Genomic DNA, 16,964 nt, shown 5'->3' on the forward strand with positions numbered 1-16,964 from the left:
TACTGATTAGTATCTATATGCTTGTTTTAATTTGTTTATTTTGTATTTTGTCATGCTAAGTGAGAAAATCTTAGCGTGATTGCTAAAATTGCTGGCTAGGTCGTGGAATTTATAGCGGCTATCGGTATACTCCACGCTCAAAATTCTACCTAAATATTCCTTAAGTCGAGAGACATTTACAATGAGGTTTCAAGTGAAATCAAGGCGCACTTCTACGTTGAACAAAGGCTTGCTGGTCCTTTTCTTTTTCTGGGTGTCTGCTTCTCAGGTTATGGCAAGGGATTTAGCTGAGATTAAAGCTGAAGGGGTGTTACGTCATGTCGGCGTGCCCTATGCCAACTTCGTTTCTCAGTACACAGAAGGTAACAAGATTAGCCATAGTGGCCTCGATATTGAGCTGATGCAAAACTTTGCTGAGCATCTTGGTGTTGAATATCAGTTTGTGCCAGCACAATGGACAACGGTTCTGGGTAAGCTGACCGGTCGTAATGCGCAGTTTATTGATAAGCAGATTGTTTACGGTGAATCAATGCCGATAGCGGGAGACATTATAGGCAACGGCTTGACTACCCTAGATTGGCGTAAGGAAGTTATTGATTTCTCTGATGACTACTTTCCATCGGCGGTATGGCTAGTGGCACGTACCGGATCAGAGTTGAAGCCCATTAAGCCGACGGGGTCAACGCTTAAGGATGTCGCCATGGTTAAAGAATTACTCAAAGGTCGTGATATTTTGGCGATGGAGCAGTCTTGCTTAGAGCCTGATCTTTATGACTTACATTTGACGCAAGCAAATATCATTTTGCCCACTAAGCAGTTGCAGTTGAATGAAATGGTGCCATTTTTACTGACTATTGAAGCTGAAGCGACATTACTCGATGTTGCAGATTCACTTATTGCCATAGATAAATGGCCTAATTCGATTAAGATTATCGGTCCCATTTCAGAAGACCAAAGAATGGCTATTGGCTTTCGTAAGAACTCGCCGCAGCTGCGTGAGGCCTTTAATCAGTATCTAAAGCAGATCCGTTTAGATGGTAGCTATAATCGGTTAGTGAAAAAGTACTATCCGACAGTGTTCCATTATTATCAAAACTATTTTGAGCAGTCTGCTGCTGGTATTCATCATTAAAATGAAACACTTAAAATGGTTTAATAGTAAAACCACCATCATTATCGCGGGTATCTTACTCAGCGGATATTTAATCCTTATCTTGACTGTAACTAACTTAGGTCAGAGTCGCTTAAAGGAATCACAGAATAGCGCGCTGAATCTCAGGGTAAGTAATTACACCGAGAGTTTAAGTTTTTTCTTCGATGCCAGTGAAAAGAGCATTGCTAATTTAAGTCTTCAACGTGATGTGAATACTTATTTTTCAAACCTAGCCGCAGGTATGTCGCTGCAGTATGGCTTAGGAACAAGCTTGTTTAGCCTTACTCGGACGATAGATAATTTTACCCAGTCCAATAAGATGGAGGATCAGCTGATCTATTCTAGGGTGATGATTGTTGGATTAGGTGAAACAGTCATTATCGATACTGAGCCTGAGCAGAAATTTGATATTAGCCAACTGCCAATTAAAGAGATGGAGACTGTTGGCCAGAAGATGCACCTCGTTAAAGATGCTAATGGCATTAGCGTTCAGTTATTGCAGACGATTTATCATCAGAATAAGCCTATGGCTATCTTGGTTGCTTATTTTAATACCGACCTGCTTATTCAATTACTCTCGACTCAGGAACATAAAGACAGCGGCAGTTGTATCAAGTTGATCACGTCTGCTGGCGATATTTCAGTTTGGGATTCTCTGCCTAACAACCAGACAAAGTTAAGACACTTAAGCGGACAAGACTCTTCTGGGCTCATCTATTTTGAAAAAAGGGTATATTCGACTCCTTTTACATTAGAAGCTTGGTTTGAACCTGTTAGCGAACAAGATATTTTTACCTCTGCTTGGTTTATTGCTGCGATTTCGCTGCTTGCGCTGCCAGTATTTATGGGCTTGATCTTTCTAATGCGCGTCAATAACGCCAACTTAGTGCTCCAGACACAAGTGGAGTTATCTGCAGAGCAACAGCAAAAACTGGCGATGCAAAATACTCAATTGCATGAAGAGATCTCCAAACGTAAGACCTCGGAAAGTCAGCTGGCTTATCAGGCGACTCATGATGAATTAACCAACTTAGCTAATCGCACCCATGGTATGGCTCGTTTACAAGAGGCGATTCGTACCGCGCATGCGAAACAGGCTCAAGTTTTACTGCTGTTTATCGACTTAGATAATTTTAAGCAGGTGAACGATACCGAGGGACATCACGCAGGGGATCTACTATTAAAGCAAGCCAGTGAACGCTTGATAAATGCTGTGCGTACCACTGATATTGTAGCGCGCTTAGGCGGTGATGAGTTTTTGGTTATTGTGCCAGAGATCCAGCATCAAGATTCAGCCAAGCTGGTGGCAAATAGTATTTTATCTGTGTTTGAAAAGCCGTTCCATATTGGGCAACAAGAGTTCTTTATTTCTGCCAGTATTGGTATGTCTGTGTATCCTAGAGATGGCAGCAATGCGTCGACATTACTGAAACGTGCTGATACGGCCCTGTATAGCGTTAAAGATATGGGCAGAAACGGTTTCAGTTTTTACGATGAGAGTATGAACCTCGATATACAGCGAAATTTTGCACTCAATGTGCGTCTGCATCAGGCTGTTCAGCAAGGTGATATCGAGATCTATTATCAACCGATCTTAGATCTTACCACACGCAAAATAGTTGCTGCCGAAGCGCTTATGCGCTGGACCGACAGTGAACTTGGTTTTGTTTCGCCTGAAGACTTTATTCCTTTGGCGGAAAAAAATGGTTTGATCCACCGACTCGGTGACATTGTTTTACATGAGGCTTGTACTCAAGCTGCTGCTTGGCAGGCGATTAGCCCAATCACGATAGCGATCAACTTCTCTAGTGTACAGTTCCGTTATTGTGAGCAGTTACAGGCGCGGATTGTGGATGTATTAAGGACTACAGGCTTACCTGCAAGTCAGCTCGATATGGAGGTGACTGAGAGCTTATTGATCGATCAAGGTCATGCCCTGATGCAGATGTTGTCATACTTGAAGCAACTCGGCGTCGGCTTATCTATTGATGACTTTGGTACTGGCTATTCGGCGCTCAGCTATCTGCAGAAGTTTTCATTCTCAAAGTTAAAAATTGATCGCGCCTTTATCAATAATATGAGCACCTGTAGCTCCGATGAATCGCTGGTATTAGCCATACTGGCGATGGCGAAATCGTTAAAGCTTAAGGTGGTTGCTGAAGGGATTGAAAACGAACAGCAAGCATTGTTTTTACAGCAAAATAATTGTGAGTTCGGTCAAGGATATCTGTTTAGTCGTCCGGTTCCTGCGGCTGAGTTTACCCAGCTATTAATTAATGATCAGCTATCACTTAATGAGCCGTTATGCAGCCAGCAAACTGATATCACCCAAAATCGGGATATTAAGCAAGTCAGTTGAACGAGCCCGTTGAATAAGCCAGTTGAATAAGTCAGTGAGCAGGCCCAGTCGCTGCGATTAAATCAGAAAACGGTCTGTCTTTGATAAAAGACAGGCCGTTTTTATTTCTGTAAGCGTAAATTTTGCGAGGGGATTCACCTCACTTTACACCTATTGGTATTACTTCATTTCGCGATAGAGTTGCTTCATCGCCTTAACCAGTCCCTTAACATCATCGTCGTCGTGGAAAAGGTGAGTCGAGATACGCAAAGAGTGAGTCTTGATGTGGTCATTTGGGTCTAGATAGAAAGAGGTGGTTCTAACGATATAACCATACTCCTCATGTAAACGGTCGCGAAACTCGGTCAGTAGCTCGCCATTGTTTAAGTCATCAAATGGGTTAAACGTGGTTAGGCCGCTTGAAAGCTTGCGAATATTCGGCGCGAAGATCATTGCATCAGGGAACTTCTTAGCTAATTCTTTCTTACACAGCGCGCTTAAATCTAAAATACGCTCTTCAATTGCATCACGTCCAATTTCATCCCACAGTGCGCAAGCGTCTGCTAATGCACGTTTTGCTGGGTAGTTATCCTGACCAACTGATTGCAACTTAGTTTGTACTTCAGCTGCAGATGAAGAGGTATTGATGAACCATAGTGGTGTTTCGCGATCGCTCCAAAACTCAAATAGACGATTGGCGTTATCACGTACATATAGAAAGCCGGTTGCGCCAGGGCCGCACTGCCACTTATGGCCTGCACCAGAGTAAAAGTCACAGTCGATATCATGGAAATCGAGATTGAACATACCTGGCGTGTGGGCGCCATCGACAATGGTGATAATCCCATTTGGAATGGCGACTTTTTTACAGATTTGCTTAGCAGGCAAGGTGGTGCCTGTAGTGAAGGTGACGTGAGAGAACACCATCAAGCGTACTCGGTTACCATACAGGTTGACTGCGTCGTTAAACACCTGCACGAAATCATCGCTGCTGACTTCATTATTCGGTGTATACACCGGCAGTGCCAACTCAATGACTTCGGCGCCATAGCGTTGTGCCACATGCTTTAGTGGCGTTGTAACGCCGTGGTGCTCATGGTTGGTGGTTAAAATGATATCGCCATATTCAAACTGCAGGCCATTGATAATGGTGCATAAACCGTCAGTAGTATTGCGACATAGCACCAATTCATGTTCATCTGCACCAAAACTCGGGGCGATCTGCTTAGCATAATCTAAGGTTGGAATATTGCTGTTCCAAGGGTTAATCGAGATCTGCTCATTGGTGCGGTTATAGTTCTTCAGTACGCGCTTAGGCATGGTACCTGCTGTACCGATATTCATGTAAGTGGTGCGTTTATTTAAAATGAATTCATTACGTACCTTGTTCCAAAAGCCATGATCTGAACCGTGACCATGGAAAGTCTCAATATACTCATCAGTGCTCGCTTGAGCGCTTGCAGGTAATAGCGTTGTTCCGGCAGCCGCCAGTGCAACACCTGTCGTTGTCTTCAAAAAACGTCTGCGATCGACATTAGCTAAGCTTGCTTGATTTTCATGTTTCATATTTATCCTCGCCTTTAATTGTCTTTAAAATTAATTGTTTATATTTTTATTTGTTGTTTTTGGTTGTTAGGTGGTAAATGCTATGTTTATTGATGGATTTTATAGTCTAAAAATAGCTAATAACGTGATTTATATCGCATATAGTATTTTGCTTTTTTGTCATAAATCCATGGATTTCAATAGCTTTGACGGTAATTTGACGCTTTGTGTTATTGACGTGTTTAAACTTGATTTTTTATTGATTAATTTAACTTTTTCATAAAAACTAGCAGGGCTAGCCAGTGTGACTTAGCATTTTGTAGCAAAATGAAATTCATTGTCTAAAAGGCAAAAATTGATGCGAGTAGAAGCTATATTTTTACAGTCAAGTTTGACTAAAAGTGCTACCTTCGCCGCATAATTTTTTGATGAGAGTGAAACGACCATGATTACCTTTACCACTAACCTTGGTGATATTGAGATAGAGCTTGATTTTGACAAGGCACCTGTCAGTGCTAAGAACTTTATCAAGTACTGTGAAGACGGTTTTTTTGAGGGCACGATTTTTCATCGTGCGATTAAAGGGTTTATGATCCAGGGCGGCGGATTCACCACTGAAATGGAAGAAAAGCCAACCCGTGCAGCTATCGTCAATGAGGCTAATAGAGGGCTTAAAAATGTGCGTGGCAGTATTGCCATGGCTCGCACCGACGCGCCGCACTCTGCAACAGGGCAGTTTTTTATTAACTTAGCCGATAACAGCTTTTTAGATCATACGGCCACCACCAACGCTGGCTGGGGCTACGCTGTGTTTGGTCAAGTGACCAAAGGTATGGATGTGGTGACTAAGATTGGTCGGGCTAAAACGGGCTCAAAGGGCGATCATGATGACGTGCCAAGAGAGGTGATAATTATTGAGAAAGTCACCATCAATCAGTAACTTTTAAGGCATAATTAGTATGCAGTCTCGTGGCAGAGACTGCATTTGTTTCTAGGTTAGGGAAGGTAACTCTTACCTATTCGAGTAATTTTATTTGGTGCAACAGTGACAATATATCCTGCTCCTCCGTTACTGATAATTAATCCTTGATAAGCCCCTTCAATAAAATCTGCTTTTTCTAGGTTAATATAAGTACCAGTATCGAGTGAGAATGTTTTGAAACTTGGCTCCCAGTTACTTCCATGTAGCTGATAAACTTTATTTAGTTCACTACTAATTATTAAAGGGTATGGTTTAGCTTCCATCCAAGGCTCAAAAGGCGCACTCCATTCTAAATTGAGTGTCTCAGCATTAAAAAACTTTCCTTTTTCTGTAAACACTAGGCCATTAGCACTGCCCATCAAAATGATGTTGTTTGTACTTTCACCATCATTAGCTTTAACTTTTTTTATAAACTCGATAGAGCCTGCGTTTAGTTCAAACTGACTTAACCATTGATCGCTGTTATTCCTCTCTTTATGTAGGGTAAACAGCTTGTGATCTGAGTTGATGGCTAGACTTATTCGATCACCGTACCAAACAGAGTTGTTATTATCTATTATTGGTGAAGAAGCAACGACACCATTTGTGTCTAACATAAACAATTGGTGTTTATCATTTCCACCTATTGAGAAATAAGCGGCTGCAAACCAAGTGTCATTTTCTGTTGGGGAGGTAATGATATCTGAAATCGTTATATGAGTGGCTTCGCATGAATGACAAGTATCCTTAATGATTTGATTAAAATCTATACTCGAAACCGTGGACAGATTTTCGGTGCTATAAATACTAACATTTGAATAGTCGTAGCCTTCGATTGTTTCAGTTTTTTCTAGCAGATACAGTCTATCACCATTTTTTGAAAGCCGAGCTAGCTTGATAATACCTTGAGTCGATACAAGCTCTTTTGATTGCATGGTCGCTAAATTAACTTTGTGGATATTGCCTTTCGAGCCGTCGCTGAAGCTAGAGCCAATGACATATGCAAAATGCTGGATACCGTCAACAATAACAGATTCCATTCGCAGATCTTGTATGTTTGCTGTTGCTAGATCAAACATAAAATCCATATAAATCTGCGTAATAGGTTGAAATAAATCCCCTTCAGTAGTGTCTTCAAAATGATGAGAAAACGTAAAAGTTTCTTGGCTGTTAGAAACGCTACCGACACCATCTTCCTCTGTCTCAAATGAGTTTTTAACGTGTAGTAGTGAGTTCTCCCCTCCATAGCAGTAGATGGAAAAGATATTAGGTTCGCCGTAAATTAAGCCAGATACTTCATCTTTCGTTTCACAGCTCACTATGCTTTCTAAACCATCAGATAAAAGTTGGAAATTAAATGTAATGTCATAAGTTTTATCGATGTTGTTTATGGTTTTTTCAACAAATAACGTAGACCAAGTATCAGTCATATCTATATATGAGAACTTAACATTGGAGCTATGCTCAACTGAAAGGTAATCTTGGCTTGTACTGTTACGGTTTAGCACTTTAAACGCGCCTAAAACTTGGGTGATATCACCATTAGACTCACTGCTAATATCAAAATCAGAGATCAGCTCTGATGAGTCTGAAGATAGGGCATTAATGAGTAGGAGTTGTTTGCCACTTACAATAGTATTCAGTGCGTTACTTTGACAATTAGCGTAATCAATATTGACTTCATCTCCAGTAGAAACGCCATTTGAATTGTCTTTATCTAGCAGTTCTATGGATGCGCTTCCGCTATTTTCGCAGATATGCTCGACAGATAAATCATCGCTTGCTAGCAAAATATTTAAGTAATTATTTGTTAGCATTCCCAGCTGAATCGACGCCTCTGGAACTGTCCAAGAGAAGATATTAATTAATTCATAGTTTGCAGAATTGATTATCACTTTACTTGGTTCGGGTGTTTCGACATTTGGAGGAGTCTCTGTTACTGGAGGTATTTTTGCGTCATCTCCGCCACCTCCACAGGCTGATAGGAGGAATAAAATAGCGAGGGAGGTTGATGTATGCTTCATGCCAAAGTCCTTTTTGGCCATATGCATTTTATGTTCAATGATATGGCTCATTTTTAATTAGCCATAATGGTACACACTTTATTTGATAGTAACAAAGTGGTAACAACTCTTCTTTGGTGTTACCTAAGGTCTGATATTAAGGCTTCGGGCGATTTAAAGCCTTATAAAATCGGTAGCTTATAGCCAGTGCGATACAGATGGCAGCGGGGGCAAGTAGGGCGAAGAACTGCAACTTGGCAAAAAGGTAAGCGCCTAATGTGCCACCGGAGATAAAGCCTGCAATGATTAACAGGAACAGTATGGCTTTGCGCTTGTCGAATTTCTCACCCTTGAAGGTGCCACCAAGCATGATGCCCAAATCTGTAAAAATGCCAGTAACGTGTGTGGTACGCACGATGGCACCACTATAAGTGGTCGCCAGAGCGTTCTGCAGACCACAAGCTGCTGAAGCCATATAGTGTCCGTAATAGGTGCCATCTTGGAGTAAGTAGATAGCAAATAGGAGGAAACCAGCTTCAATGAGCAACAGGGTATCGTAGTGGCGGCCTAGTTTGACACTGCTGCCGGACAAAAATGCTCCAGAAAGCATTGCTCCAAGGGTAAAGCTGGCTAATATTCCAAGCAGGTGAAACAGGACTGTAGGTGATGAGCTTAACAACTGGGTGCCCACCAAAGTGGCTGTGCCAGAGAGGTGGGATACAGATTGATGTTCAAAGCCCAGTAAACCGATGGCGTTTACGCTGCCCGCAGTAAAAGCCAGAATGAAAGCGCCATACTCAACCCATTTAGGTAGTTTAGAAATCACGGTATTGCCTTAGTTGCACACATAGACAGCGCTTATTATGAGCGCAGAAGAATGCGGACAATTGGTCAGAAAATTAGGATCGTGGGAGCGTTAAACCGGCTCGAGACATACGGTTTAATTTGCACCTTATATTTTGCCAATTATCAACATACTAAACTGCTGCTTGGATCGCAAAAGTTGCGTGATGGCAGATGGCTTGCAGCGAGAGCCTACTTTTAAATGCGATTACTTTATCTGTCGCAATTAAGCCTATTTTATTACACATCAATCAAAGACAATCTTATTGCTTAATAGCGTTTTTTGAATGATAGACCACAAGCGAGTGCAGCACTGGCCAAGAGCACTTGAGCTAAGTTATGGCTGATTGCAGCCAGCGCAAGTCCAGCACCTAGCATTAAGTAATAAGCTAAACCAAAGAGTGCGCCAGCACTGCCAGCAGCATCTTTATATTGGGTTAATGCTTGGCTTAATATATTTGGGATCGCAATACCAAAGCCGATTACCGTTAAGCCCATGGGCAACAAAAAAAGTAAGCTGTTTTGACCTAAGCAAACCCCTATAGCGCCGACTAAAGCTAACAGGCTAGCGAGGGAGATAAGTCGCTCAGGCCGCCAGCCTTTAGTGAGTAAAAACTTATTTAAAGCACTACCACACAGTACAGCTAGGGCGATAACAATGCCGCTGGTTCCAAATTGCGTCGTACTAAAACCCAGTTGATTAAATATGAAAGGTGCTAAAGAGTAATAGCTAAATAGCATCAGATTAAAACTTGCGACCAATACAGCGCTGCGCCACAGGGTTAGGTCTTTTGCCATACAGATACTCAGTGCAAGTAAGGGCGGAGCTTTGTTAGATGAAGCTTGTGTTTCAGGCAGGCGCCAAATAGATATCCCAAGTAATACTCCTGCCAGTAATGCCAGTGCGCTAAAGACCCCCTGATAGCCCCAGATACTCGTGAGTACCGAGCCGCTAATTAGCCCAACTACAGGGCTAACCCCAATGCCTATACCCATGATAGAAAATACCTTAGCCAGCTCCGGACCTTGAAAGCTATCACGGAGCATGGTTTGAGTAATGATAGAGCCTACGGCTGCACCAAATGCACTCAGGCTGCGCGCAAGTAGCAGCCATTCAAAGTGCACGCTGTAAAGGGCAATAATGGTGCCTATCCCATAGCTCATTAAGCCTAATAGCATAGCGGGTCTGCGACCTATTACATCGGCTAAGCGTCCCCAAACAACCACGCCAAAGGCGAAAGCGATAAAGTAAATAGATAGGGTCTGAGAGGCTGCATGTTCACTGACGTCAAAGGCGCTAGCAATATTGGGCAATACAGGGCTGTAAATGGTCTCGACGATTTGTGGAAACATCATCAAGGCGGTGATTAACCCGATCTCCGGTTTGTTGTTCATATTCTTTCCTAAACGCTAATAGCTCAATTACGAGCAGAGTATAGCGCTGCCACATTTGCTCTATTACAATAATAAAGACTAAAAACAGCTAAAATCGGACAGAAGCGTTTATGGCATTAATTGATCATGAAACCAGATTTGATGCAGACCGTGTTGTGGCGAATGTTGTTGGTATCGCCGCCGATGTGGGCCAGCATGATTCGGGAATGCACTCCCATAAAAAAGCTCAGCTGTTGTATGCACCACGCGGATGTATGTCGATAACGTTATGCCAAGCGGGATTAGTTAAGCGTCAATGTGTGCTGCCACCGACAAAGGCTGCTTGGATCCCGGCTGGAGTAGAGCACTGCGCCAAGATGCGTAACGTGGTGGCCTATCGTTCTATCTATTTCGATATTGAGGTTTTTCCTGAGCTTCCTCAAACGGTTAAATTGCTAGGGGTGAACCCGCTACTTGGGGCCTTGATTGAGCGAATGGCAAAGTGGTCTTGGGATATGCCAAGTCAGCAGCAAGCGGCGATTATCGCCTTATTTATTGAAGAGCTCAATTTGGCTAAAGAGATAAAATTATCACTGCCTATGCCCGCTGATAAGCGCTTACAACATTGGCTACAGCAGCTACACGCAGGCAAGCATCAAGCAGAGCAGCTTAAGTTGATGGCGAGTGAGATTGGCGCCAGTGAGAAAACTATTTCACGGATCTTTAGCAAAGAAACAGGCATGAGTTATCAGGCTTGGCGGCAGCAATGGCGTTTGCAAGCCGCGATAGAACGCTTAGCTGAGGGTAAGAGTGTATCGACAGTCGCATTTTCACTGGGCTTTGCCAGTGATAGCGCATTTATTAGCTTTTTTAAACAGCACCTTGGGAATACGCCAAGTCAGTACTGCAAAGGTTAAGGTAACGCTTTTATAAGTAAGCATTATTTAGCCTGTTTGAATATTTTTGAGTGTGAGTTTAGCCACAGTTTACCTGCAACAGATGTCTAATAATCAGGTTGTTGGCGTAGGCCAATAATGTCAGCCGTCACTCATCGGTGACTGACAACAGTAGAAGCGAAATCCACTAATCGAAGCGAGCCTTACAGTGCCTAGACCCAAGAAGTGTCGTCATCTTTCCTGCTGCGTGCCATGTAGCTTATTTAAACCCAATGGCATTGCATCGACTGAACTTGAAAAAATTCAATTAGAAGCTGATGAATTTGAAGCATTAAATTTAGGTGATGTACTGAAAATGAGTCAACTCGATGCCGCGACATCAATGGGGATCTCTAGGCAAACATTCGGTTATTTATTGGCGAGTGCCCGCAAGAAGGTTGCTACAGCCGTCACTCAAGGAAAGGCGCTTTTACTCCCTCAGAACATGAAGAAGGATTTACCATGATAATCGCAATTCCAATGAGTCGAGATCGTTTGGCTACTCACTTTACCAAGGCCGCTGAAATCGCTTTTTATGATGAGCAGCAGTTAATTGCTCGTTATGGCAACCCAGCGGTTAATGGCGGTTGTAGTGCTAAAAAGGCCATGTTAAACCTCATTATCGAGCATAAAGCCGATATCGTGATAGTGCAGCATATTGGCGAGCGCATGTTGGGCAAATTACTTGATGCGGGCATTAGCGTAAGTAAAGCGGATAACTCGCTCGATTTAGCGGAGCTGATTTGCACAGCAAAGGATTTAAATCGTCGTCTAGTGGATGCAAGTCAAGGGCGCGCATCACTTAACCATGAGAAGAAAGGCGGCTGCTGTGGCGGAGCGAGTGGTGGTTGTGGCTGCAGTACAACACCGAGTGCAGGTCATAGTCTAGACTCAAGGTTGCTCAAAATCCCTCAAAAAGTGAGCGTAAATGCCCAACAAGGCGTTGTGCAATATGCAGGCTTTAGAAGCATAAAGTAGGTGACTTGGTTTTATGGGATATTTTGTATTTAATTGTATGCAAATTGAGCGCTTTACATTTTTAGAAAAATATCCCATCTTAGAACAGTATTTCGTCAAAGGAGGACGTTATGGCTGTGATAGCAATGGGATTTATCATCATGTTTCTGGGGCTTGCCTTTATGGGTTTACCAGAACTTAACCGAGTGCTGAAGCAGCATGACAGAGCGCAATGGGATGCATTACTTGGATCTCAAGGCAGCTTTATGTCTTCTTTTGACCGTATGACGCTATTTACCTGGACTTTGAGTCGAGGCTTTGAAAATTCAGAGAATATTGATATTCAGTATGCGGGATTGTTAGCTTACAAGCAGGCGACCCGAGTCAAATATATGATCTTAACCGGCGTATCGCTGATTATTATAGGCGCGATAACGGCTTTGTTTGGATTGTAATTTCCTCGCTGGAATGGGTATAAACCTAAATCAAGATACAAAAAAGCCGCAAACACAGACGTGTTTGCGGCTTTTTATTAAGCCATTGCTTAGTCAACAGCAACCATTACGTTGCTTGCCTTGATGATCGCGTATGCTTGACCACCAACAACTAGACCTAGCTGCTCACAAGATTTTTTAGTTACAACAGATGTGATTTCAACACCTGGTGCTAGTTCGATAACAACTTCGTTGTTTACTGAACCTTCATCGATTGATTTGATTGTACCATTTAGGGCGTTACGTGCGCTGATTTTCATAAGTATATCCTTAATAATAAAGGAGTTATTATAAAGTTCTTATTGGCAAATTAGTATCTGTCACGGACAATATGTCGCATTTACTTGAATCACGTCGCATTTGCTTACCCCATATCTTATTTTTTGAGACATGGGTCATATGTTATTAATTTATCGATGATTATCTAGTGATGCTTCTTTTAGCAGCATCACCAACACTTCGAAATGGTCGGTATGGGGGAACATATCGAACAGTTGCACTTTTTGAATTCGGTAGCCCTTAATATTGGCTAAATCTTTAGCCAAAGTGTGTGGATTACAGCTCGAATACAGAATGGCCTTGGGGGCAAACATAGATAATGAGTCACATAGGCTTTGGCCAATGCCTCGTCTCGGCGGATTGACGATAACCACATCGGGTTTATCATTGGCATCACGCCCGTGAGCAAAATCAGTAGAGTCCAGTGCAGTAAAGTCGACTTGGGTTAGCCCCATAGCCTCTGCCGATATCTTGGCACAGGCAATGGCCTCGCTTGAGATTTCAATGCCAGTTAGAGCAATGTCTTTGGCAGCGCAGTGCAAGCCAAAACCACCCACACCACAGAAAAGATCCCATAAAGAGTTGGGCTTAAGCTCGGCAACCCACTCTCTGGCTGTTTGATAGAGTTTTGCTGCGACCTCAGGGTGAGTCTGGAAGAAGCTCTTTGGCCGAATAAATAAAGGCACATCATTAAATTGTTCGGCTAAGCGGGTTTCTTCAGTTAAGAAGATCTCTTCTTCACCTTCGAGGATCGCCATATGTATTGGTTGAATATTTACCGAAACCACTTTTATCTGTGGATATTCACCGACTAATTTAGGGAGTTCACGCTCGATACGTTCGATAGATTTATGAGAGTTGAGCACAAAACGCAGCAGATATTCACCTTTGACTTGGCTGCGGGTAAGCAAAATAAACTTAAGCTCACCTTTAGCTTTATCAACATTATAAGGAGGGATCCCTGCTTGGCGTACAAACAACTCAAGTCGATGCAGTAACTGCTGCATATCGTCAGGATATAGGCTGCAATCACATAAGCTCACAGGTGCCCCCGAAGGCGTGACAATACCTAGAATAGGTTGGTGTGCGGCGCCCAGAACGACCATTTTAGCTTTATTACGAAATCCACTATCAGGCCCAAATACAGGGGCATGCCATTGCTCAACCTCAAAGTCACTAAGAAGCTGGGTTAGGACTTGTGTTTTTGCGTCAACTTGCGCAGACATAGGCTGCTGAATATGGCGGCAAGATAGACACTGTTGTTGATCAAAGTGGGCGCATTTCACTGATAGGTACTCTACATCGAAGGTGACAATTTATGCTGACTATTCTCGATAACCGAATTTACATAGCCATCTAGTGCGCATTTTAGTGGTTTTTCACTAAAAAATCGCCCTTTAGTTGGGAGGGGATATTTTATTGCGTTGCTGGATAGCAAAAGCGCAGCTTTCGCTGCGCTTTTTATCGCATTTTAGGTATTAGCCAATAGCTGGTGTGTGGCCGCTACGGGTGTTTTGCAGGCTCTTAATCAGCATGTAAATAGACGTAGTCGTTAATACTACCGCTAGGTAGGTGATCAACGAGTGCGCCGAGCTACTGCTGTGCTCAGCAATGATAGGGCCAAATACCGAACCGACACTGTAGCTCAGTAGCATTAACTCTGTTGCCGCCACAATTTTTTCTAGCACCATCGACTCGCAAGCAAGTGTGATAGCGATAGGGTATAGCGCAAAGCAGCTAGCACCGAGTATAAAGTAGCTTGCTGTTGTAAAGGCGATAGATGCGCTATCGGCGATGCCGACGATGCCGATAGTACCTAATAGGCAAAACAATGCCATTAGCAGGCTCTTACTGATCCTCGTCGATAAATAGCTCACTAAAGGCTGCACTAGCATTCCGCCTAGAATAATCACTGCCATTAAAAACGCAGTACGTTCTGTACTGGCAAATTGGCCATTAATATAGCTTGGCATTAGGCCGTAAATAGGACCTAACAGCATGCCAGATACAAGGCAGCCAATAATCGCAGGCAGGCTGATCTTCTTGACTTCACGTAAGCTGATCTTTTGATGCTCTAGTGTTTCTGGCTGACCTCTTTTGACTAAAAGAGGTGGCAAGATAGCCAACATCAATAAGCCAATGACCCATAAAAATGGGGTGACGCCATTAACACCTAAAGGCCCAATCGCCAGCTGTCCAAGTGCACTACCGCCATAAAGGGAGGTCATGTACAGTCCTAAGCGTTTGGCTCTTTGCTTGGCGTTATCAGCCATTAATAGCCAAGACTCAACAACAACAAAAACCCCCGCTACTGCAAAGCCTGCTATAAATCTTGCAACTAACCAAACTGTCGGTGTCGGCATGACGAGCATAGCGACGATGGTTAGGGTGAGCATGGCTAAAAACAGCATCAAAGAAAATCGATGGCCGACTTTAGCCACGATAGTTTGAATGCAAGTTGTACCAACTAAAATCCCCAAATAGAAGATGCTCGCTAACCACGCCACCAATGAGTTATCCATGCCAAATGACGCTAATGACAATGGGATAAGGCTCATTAAGAAGCCAGATGCGACAGCAAAAAATGATAAACCAGCAACAGGTACGAACGTACTGTTTTTGTGTGGTTTGCAGGCAGAAATGTCCACCTTTATCTCCTATAGATTGATAGTTATTAAAGTTTGAGTGTTGGTCTTTGGAGGCGGATTTTATGCTTTTAATATAGAAAGTAAAGCTTAATTTATATACGGACTGATAAAAAACGTATTTTGCGGATTTTATTGCTCTATCTTTATGATTTTGCTTTATTTATCTTTTGATGGCTTTAGCTTTGTTTTATCTTTTTTTCGCTTTTAAATGGATGTTATATAGCGAAGCCTCAGGGGATGAGGGATAGGTTATTATTTTTAAGTTAATGCTTACTTATAGGTGGTTGAGTGGGGATAGGTTAATAGATGGTTAAAAAGCGGCTTTTAAGGCCGCTTTTTAGGGTTGGTTTATAGCTGGTTTAGAGGTATTAGCTTAATTGCAGCGCTACGATTTTTAATGGGTGGTTACCATCAAATGAGGGAAAGTCTGCATGACAGTCTAACCAGGTGTACTGTGTGACTGTTCGGCCTTGCTTTTCAACACAGCGCACTAAGCTTTCAAACCATGTATTACGGTCAACTTTAGCGACATTGTTACAGCACACGATAGTACCGCCAGCTTTGGTGGTTAATAGTGCGGGTTTAAATAAGCCTTGGTAATCATTAATGAGATCGACAATGCCGAATGCACTCTTGGCATATCTTGGTGGGTCGAGAAACACTAAGTCAAATTGAGTCGCACTCAGTTTTGGATAAGAGGGCAGCTTTTGGTTGCGGCGACCGCCCACTTTAAGGCCTGCAAGTTGTCGTAAGGCAGGAAAAGCGTCACTTTGAATAAATTCACATACATCCTCAGCTTGGTTTAAGGCTGCATTTTTACGGCCAGCGGCTAGGGCGAAAGAAGAAAAATCGACGTTAACCACGCGCTTAGCACCACCTACTGCAGCCGCAGTACCGATACCGCAAGTATAAGAAAACAGGTTTAGTACCGTCTTACCTTGGCTGTTTGCTGCAACGTATTCACGGCCGATACGCATATCTAAAAACAGCAGTGGGTCTTGACCTTCATGGCGCAGCTTGGTGGTAAATTGAATGCCATTCTCTTGCATCTGTTGTTCGCTGGTTGCGAATTCTTGCAATTGCTCAGTTAATGGGTTCAGTACGCGAGAGTTCTTATCTGAACGATCGTTATAGATCACCGGTTGTTCAGCTAGCACCATCAGCTGCTCTGTCACATCTGCTAACTCATCTTCAGTCAGTGATTGGTGAAAACTTTGAATGAGCCATGCATTACCGTAACGATCAATATTGAGTCCATTACAGCCTTCAACCGTACCGTGGAAGATACGGTAACAATCAGTTTGCTGCGCTGCAGAGCGCTGTAAGAAATCAGCTCGCTTGGCAATGGCTTGGCTCAATGCTTGAGAAACGGATAAAGCGGTTGGGTTCGATGTAGTTACCGACATAAATATTGGGCTCATTTGAAATACGGTC

General features: G+C 42.9%; 15 protein-coding genes. 7 read left to right on the forward strand and 8 right to left on the reverse strand.

Going from position 1 to position 16,964, the window contains the following annotated elements; translation table 11 throughout:
• The first annotated feature begins 193 nt into the window (after window positions 1–193).
• A complete protein-coding gene (locus ACVBJC_RS04680; protein WP_447159670.1) occupies window positions 194–1,132 on the forward strand; it encodes a transporter substrate-binding domain-containing protein in 939 nt (312 codons plus the stop codon).
• A 1-nt stretch (window position 1,133) separates the two neighbouring features.
• Window positions 1,134–3,512 carry an EAL domain-containing protein gene (locus ACVBJC_RS04685; protein WP_447159669.1) on the forward strand — a complete coding sequence of 793 codons (2,379 nt, stop codon included), beginning with the start codon at window positions 1,134–1,136 and terminating at the stop codon, window positions 3,510–3,512.
• A 159-nt stretch (window positions 3,513–3,671) separates the two neighbouring features.
• Here the strand turns inward: ACVBJC_RS04685 and ACVBJC_RS04690 are convergent, their stop codons facing one another.
• Window positions 3,672–5,057 carry an aminotransferase class V-fold PLP-dependent enzyme gene (locus ACVBJC_RS04690; protein ID WP_447159668.1) on the reverse strand — a complete coding sequence of 462 codons (1,386 nt, stop codon included), beginning with the start codon at window positions 5,055–5,057 and terminating at the stop codon, window positions 3,672–3,674.
• A gap of 424 nt (window positions 5,058–5,481) precedes the next feature.
• Between ACVBJC_RS04690 and ACVBJC_RS04695 the strand changes: the two genes are divergently transcribed.
• Window positions 5,482–5,976, forward strand: a complete 495-nt coding sequence (locus ACVBJC_RS04695) for a peptidylprolyl isomerase (RefSeq protein WP_447159667.1) — start codon at window positions 5,482–5,484, stop codon at window positions 5,974–5,976.
• A 56-nt stretch (window positions 5,977–6,032) separates the two neighbouring features.
• Here the strand turns inward: ACVBJC_RS04695 and ACVBJC_RS04700 are convergent, their stop codons facing one another.
• The 3 genes from ACVBJC_RS04700 to ACVBJC_RS04710 all read right to left on the reverse strand — a co-directional run bounded on the left by ACVBJC_RS04700 (window position 6,033) and on the right by ACVBJC_RS04710 (window position 10,238).
• Window positions 6,033–8,021 carry a hypothetical protein gene (locus ACVBJC_RS04700; protein ID WP_447159666.1) on the reverse strand — a complete coding sequence of 663 codons (1,989 nt, stop codon included), beginning with the start codon at window positions 8,019–8,021 and terminating at the stop codon, window positions 6,033–6,035.
• Between the two features lie 136 nt (window positions 8,022–8,157).
• Window positions 8,158–8,826 (reverse strand): YoaK family protein, encoded by a 669-nt coding sequence (locus tag ACVBJC_RS04705; RefSeq protein ID WP_447159665.1) that lies wholly within the window; start codon window positions 8,824–8,826, stop codon window positions 8,158–8,160.
• A gap of 287 nt (window positions 8,827–9,113) precedes the next feature.
• Window positions 9,114–10,238 carry a multidrug effflux MFS transporter gene (locus ACVBJC_RS04710; protein ID WP_447159664.1) on the reverse strand — a complete coding sequence of 375 codons (1,125 nt, stop codon included), beginning with the start codon at window positions 10,236–10,238 and terminating at the stop codon, window positions 9,114–9,116.
• Between the two features lie 110 nt (window positions 10,239–10,348).
• On the opposite strand from ACVBJC_RS04710, the gene ACVBJC_RS04715 reads away from it, so the two are divergent.
• From ACVBJC_RS04715 to ACVBJC_RS04730, 4 genes are all read left to right on the forward strand, one after another.
• Complete coding sequence (locus ACVBJC_RS04715; protein ID WP_447159663.1) at window positions 10,349–11,134, forward strand: AraC family transcriptional regulator; 786 nt, start codon at window positions 10,349–10,351, stop codon at window positions 11,132–11,134.
• A gap of 187 nt (window positions 11,135–11,321) precedes the next feature.
• Window positions 11,322–11,618, forward strand: coding sequence for a DUF134 domain-containing protein (locus tag ACVBJC_RS04720; RefSeq protein ID WP_447159662.1), 297 nt, complete (start codon window positions 11,322–11,324; stop codon window positions 11,616–11,618).
• The gene (locus ACVBJC_RS04725) at window positions 11,615–12,130 is read left to right on the forward strand and encodes a NifB/NifX family molybdenum-iron cluster-binding protein (protein ID WP_447159661.1); all 516 of its coding nucleotides are present in this window, start codon (window positions 11,615–11,617) and stop codon (window positions 12,128–12,130) included. The genes ACVBJC_RS04720 and ACVBJC_RS04725 overlap by 4 nt, the downstream gene beginning before the upstream one ends.
• A gap of 110 nt (window positions 12,131–12,240) precedes the next feature.
• The gene (locus ACVBJC_RS04730) at window positions 12,241–12,564 is read left to right on the forward strand and encodes a hypothetical protein (protein ID WP_447159660.1); all 324 of its coding nucleotides are present in this window, start codon (window positions 12,241–12,243) and stop codon (window positions 12,562–12,564) included.
• 89 nt (window positions 12,565–12,653) lie between these two features.
• Here the strand turns inward: ACVBJC_RS04730 and ACVBJC_RS04735 are convergent, their stop codons facing one another.
• The 4 genes from ACVBJC_RS04735 to ACVBJC_RS04750 form a co-directional block, all read right to left on the reverse strand.
• Window positions 12,654–12,863 carry a TOBE domain-containing protein gene (locus ACVBJC_RS04735; protein ID WP_447159659.1) on the reverse strand — a complete coding sequence of 70 codons (210 nt, stop codon included), beginning with the start codon at window positions 12,861–12,863 and terminating at the stop codon, window positions 12,654–12,656.
• A gap of 150 nt (window positions 12,864–13,013) precedes the next feature.
• Window positions 13,014–14,168 carry a 23S rRNA (uracil(747)-C(5))-methyltransferase RlmC gene (gene rlmC / locus ACVBJC_RS04740; RefSeq protein ID WP_447159658.1) on the reverse strand — a complete coding sequence of 385 codons (1,155 nt, stop codon included), beginning with the start codon at window positions 14,166–14,168 and terminating at the stop codon, window positions 13,014–13,016.
• A 192-nt stretch (window positions 14,169–14,360) separates the two neighbouring features.
• Window positions 14,361–15,530 carry an MFS transporter gene (locus tag ACVBJC_RS04745; protein WP_447159657.1) on the reverse strand — a complete coding sequence of 390 codons (1,170 nt, stop codon included), beginning with the start codon at window positions 15,528–15,530 and terminating at the stop codon, window positions 14,361–14,363.
• Window positions 15,531–15,898: 368 nt separating this feature from the next.
• Window positions 15,899–16,936, reverse strand: a complete 1,038-nt coding sequence (locus ACVBJC_RS04750) for a class I SAM-dependent rRNA methyltransferase (protein WP_447159656.1) — start codon at window positions 16,934–16,936, stop codon at window positions 15,899–15,901.
• Between the last annotated feature and the right edge of the window lie 28 nt (window positions 16,937–16,964).

It is taken from the genome of Shewanella sp. 0m-6, from assembly GCF_052977325.1.